The 4,800-nt window shown below is 42.0% G+C and carries 1 protein-coding gene; it reads right to left on the bottom strand.

The features are described from left to right. A partial coding sequence (locus ACNKXV_RS12890) for a beta strand repeat-containing protein (protein ID WP_417908152.1) occupies positions 1-4,800 on the bottom strand: 4,800 nt, incomplete at both ends.

The raw sequence follows: 4,800 nt of genomic DNA, 5'->3' as shown, positions 1-4,800 counted from the left end.
GGTAGTTTCAATAGTAGTTGATCCATCTGCATTAGTTACAGTAGCGGTATACTCGAAAGTATCAGTTCCGTTATAATCCGGGTTAGGAGTATAGGTAACTGTTCCGTCAGGATTGATCACTACAGATCCATTGTCTGGTTGAGTAACCGAAGTTACTTCAACATCAGTTGCCGGATCGTAAGTGTCATTATCCAGGACATCGATCACTACTTCTTCATCTTCTGAAGTTGTTGCATTATCAACAACCGCATCCGTAGTTCCTTCAACATTCACTGTTACCGTAGTGGTTTCAGTGGTAGTTGAACCATCTGGATTGGTTACAGTAGCAGTATACTCGAAAGTATCAGTTCCGTTATAATCCGGGTTAGGAGTATAGGTAACTGTTCCGTCAGGATTGATCACTACAGTTCCATTGTCTGGCTGAGTAATTGAAGTTACTTCAACATCAGTTGCCGGATCGTAAGTGTCATTATCAAGAACATCGATCACTACTGCTTCATCTTCTGAAGTTGTTGCATTATCTGCAACCGCATCCGCAGTACCTTCAACATTCACCGTTACTGTGGTAGTTTCAGTGGTAGTAGAACCATCAGCATTGGTTACAGTAGCAATATACTCGAAAGTATCAGTTCCGTTATAATCCGGGTTAGGAGTATAGGTAACTGTTCCGTCAGGAATGATCACCACCGTTCCATTGTCCGGCTGAGTAACTGAAGTTACTTCAACATCAGTTGCCGGATCGTAAGTGTCATTATCAAGAACATCGATCACTACTTCTTCATCTTCTGAAGTTGTTGCATTATCTGCAACCGCATCCGGAGTACCTTCTACATTCACCGTTACCGTAGTGGTTTCAGTGGTAGTAGAACCATCAGCATTAGTTACAGTAGCAGTATACTCGAAGATATCAATTCCGTTATAATCCGGGTTAGGATTATAGGTAACTGTTCCGTCAGGATTGATTACTACAGTTCCATTGTCCGGCTGAGTAACCGAAGTTACTTCAACGTCAGCATTCGTATCAAAAGTATCGTTATCTAAAACATGGATTACTACTGCTTCATCTTCTGAAGTTGTTGCAGAATCTTTTACAGCATCCGGAGTACCTTCTACATTTACGTTGACCGAAGTGGTTTCAGAGGTAGTTGAGCCATCTGCATTGGTTACGGTAGCAGTATACTCGAAGGTATCAGTTCTGTTATAATCCGGGTTAGGAGTATAGGTAACTGTTCCGTCAGGATTGATCACTACAGTACCATTATCTGGCTGCGTAACCGAAGTTACTTCAACATCAGTTGCCGGATCGTAAGTGTCATTGTCAAGAACATCGATCACTACTTCTTCATCTTCTGAAGTTATTGCATTATCAACAACAGCATCATCAACTGGAAGGATGGTTACGGTCATTGTATTGATTTCTTCTGAAGTTGTTCCATCGGCATTATCAACCGTGATTCCATACTCAAAGGAGTCAACTCCGTTAAAATCCGGATTCGGTGTATAAGTTATGGTTCCATTAGAATTAATGACTACACTACCATTAGATGGATCTGCTACTGAAGTAACTTTTGGAGTTGCAGCCGGATCGTAGCTATCGTTTGCCAAAACATCTATTGTATAAGAAGTATCTTCATTAACTGAACCTTCATCGCTTTGAACCATTAATACTCCAGTTCGAACCGTATTACTTATTGCATTAATTACGGTTTCCGCAGGATCTTTAGCAGCAACTTCTGCCGTGTTTTCTACATAACCTTGAGAGAAATCTGAAGAGGTCACAGTATGATCTGCTTTATATGTCCAGGTTTCACCAACGTTTAACAGACCATCCAGATTAGCATCACCAGAAAGGTAAGTTACATTATCGGCATTAAAGTCGGTAACCACTACATTATCTATAGTTGTATTACCATTATTGGTAACCTCTAATTTATATTCAATTACATCCCCAACTTCTTTAAAGTTTGAAGTTGTTGTGGATTTAGTAATTGCAAATTGAGTATCCTGATCAAGATCAGTGATTGTTGGGTTATCATCACCATCTGTTGGGTCTCCATTATCTGAAACGTCGGAAACATCATCGGTACCCGATGGGCTGTCTCCAGTGGCGGTTGCACTGTTGCTTGCAAATCCGGCATCTATATGAGCCTGGGTGATTGTTTGCTGGGCAGTTACGATAACATAATCTCCCGGCGCCAGTGTTAAAATTGGACTACCCTGAATACTGCCGGTATCGGCATTATCATCTGTAATTTCAATATTTTCGATGGTAACATTTCCAGTATTGGTAACAACGATATCATATTCAATTACATCACCAATTTTACTTCCAGCTACTCTAACAGTCTTAATAGCTTCAATAGCCGGAGACTGACTGATTTCAGTAGTTTCCTCGTTACTGTTAATCGGGTCTGTAGTTTCATCTGAAATAACCATTGCAGTGTTCACCACTTCACCTGCATTGATATCATCCTGAGTCAGGATATATTCAGCAGTAAAAGTTGTGTTGTCACTATCTCCCGGAGCAAGGCTGATAGGTCCTCCGCTTACAGTTACTTTAGGATCGGTAACCTGGATATTAGTCAGTGTTACGTTTCCAGTGTTAGTCACGGTGAAGGAATAGATGATCTTATCACCTGCATTCACAATTCCGTCACCATTATCCTGATAAGAACCAGACTTCACAAGCTCCATGTTCGGAGACTGAGTGATTTCTGTAGTTTCCTCGTTACTGTTAACCGGGTCTGTAGTTTCATCTGAAGTAACCACCGCAGTGTTCACCACTTCGCCTGCATTGATATCATCCTGAGTCAGGATATATTCAGCAGTAAAGTTTGTGTTGTCACTATCTCCCGGAGCAAGGCTGATAGGTCCTCCGCTTACAGTTACTTTAGGATCGGTAACCTGGATGTTAGTCAGTGTTACGTTTCCAGTGTTCGTCACGGTGAAGGTATAGATGATCTTATCACCTGCATTTACAATTCCGTCACCATTATCCTGATAAGAACCAGACTTCGCAAGTTCCATATTTGGATTCTGATCGATATCTGTAGTTTCTTCGTTACTGTTAACCGGATCTGTAGTTTCATCTGAAGTAACCACCGCAGTGTTCACTACTTCACCTGCATTGATATCATCCTGAGTCAGGATATATTCAGCAGTAAAGGTTGTGTTATCGCTAGCTCCTGGAGCAAGGCTGATAGGTCCTCCGCTTACAGTTACTTTAGGATCGGTAACCTTGATGTTCGTCAATGTTACATTTCCAGTGTTAGTCACGGTGAAAGTATAGATGATCTTATCACCTGCATTCACAATTCCGTCACCATTATCCTGATAGGTACCAGACTTCACAAGTTCCATGTTTGGAGACTGACTGATTTCAGTAGTTTCTTCGTTACTGTTAACCGGGTCTGTAGTTTCATCTGAAGTAACCACCGCAGTGTTCACCACTTCACCTGCATTGATATCATCCTGAGTCAGGATGTATTCAGCAGTAAAGGTTGTGTTATCGCTAGCTCCTGGCGCAAGGCTAATAGGTCCTCCGCTTACAGTTACTTTAGGATCAGTAACCTGGATGTTAGTCAGTGTTACGTTTCCAGTGTTTGTCACGGTGAAGGTATAGATGATCTTATCACCTGCATTTACAATTCCGTCACCATTATCCTGATAAGAACCAGACTTCGCAAGTTCCATGTTTGGATTCTGATCGATATCTGTAGTTTCTTCGTTACTGTTAACCGGATCTGTAGTTTCATCTGAAGTAACCACCGCAGTGTTCACTACTTCACCTGCATTGATATCATCCTGAGTCAGGATATATTCCGCAGTAAAGGTTGTGTTATCGCTAGCTCCTGGAGCAAGGCTGATAGGTCCTCCGCTTACAGTTACTTTAGGATCGGTAACCTGGATATTAGTCAGTGTTACGTTTCCAGTGTTAGTCACGGTGAAGGAATAGATGATCTTATCACCTGCATTCACAATTCCGTCACCATTATCCTGATAAGTACCAGACTTCACAAGCTCCATGTTTGGAGACTGATCGATATCTGTAGTTTCCTCGTTACTGTTAACCGGGTCTGTAGTTTCATTTGAAGTAACCACCGCAGTGTTCACCACTTCACCTGCATTGATATCATCCTGAGTCAGGATGTATTCAGCAGTAAAGGTTGTGTTATCGCTAGCTCCTGGCACAAGGCTGATAGGTCCTCCGCTTACAGTTACTTTAGGATCGGTAACCTGGATATTAGTCAGTGTTACGTTTCCAGTGTTAGTCACGGTGAAGGAATAGATGATCTTATCACCTGCATTCACAATTCCGTCACCATTATCCTGATAAGTACCAGACTTCACAAGCTCCATGTTTGGAGACTGATCGATATCTGTAATTTCCTCGTTACTTTCGTTAGGACCTGTAGTTTCATCTGAATTAGCTACGGCAATGTTTACCACTTCTCCAGCATCTACATCAGCCTGCGTGATGGTATAAGTAGCAGTAAAGGTTTTGTCATCGCTAGCACCCGGAGCAAGGCTAATAGGTCCTCCGCTTACAGTTACTTTAGGATCGGTAACCTGGATGTTCGTCAATGTTACATTTCCAGTGTTGGTAACCGTAAAGGTATACGAGATGGTTTCACCTGCATCGGCATTTCCATCCTTATTGGTATCGTTGAAGGTGCCATCTTTAACCAGCGTCATAAGAGGATTCTGATCAATGGTAGTATTGGCAGTAGCGCTGGTAGGACCAGGTACTTCGTTGGTTACTACACTTGCAGTATTTGATAGGGTAGTACCGTTATTGAT

Source organism: Christiangramia aquimixticola (genome assembly GCF_048285835.1).
Lineage (GTDB): Bacteria > Bacteroidota > Bacteroidia > Flavobacteriales > Flavobacteriaceae > Christiangramia > Christiangramia aquimixticola.
The sequence above is the reverse complement of the archived record's forward strand: the minus strand, read 5'-3'. Positions and strand labels throughout refer to the sequence as shown.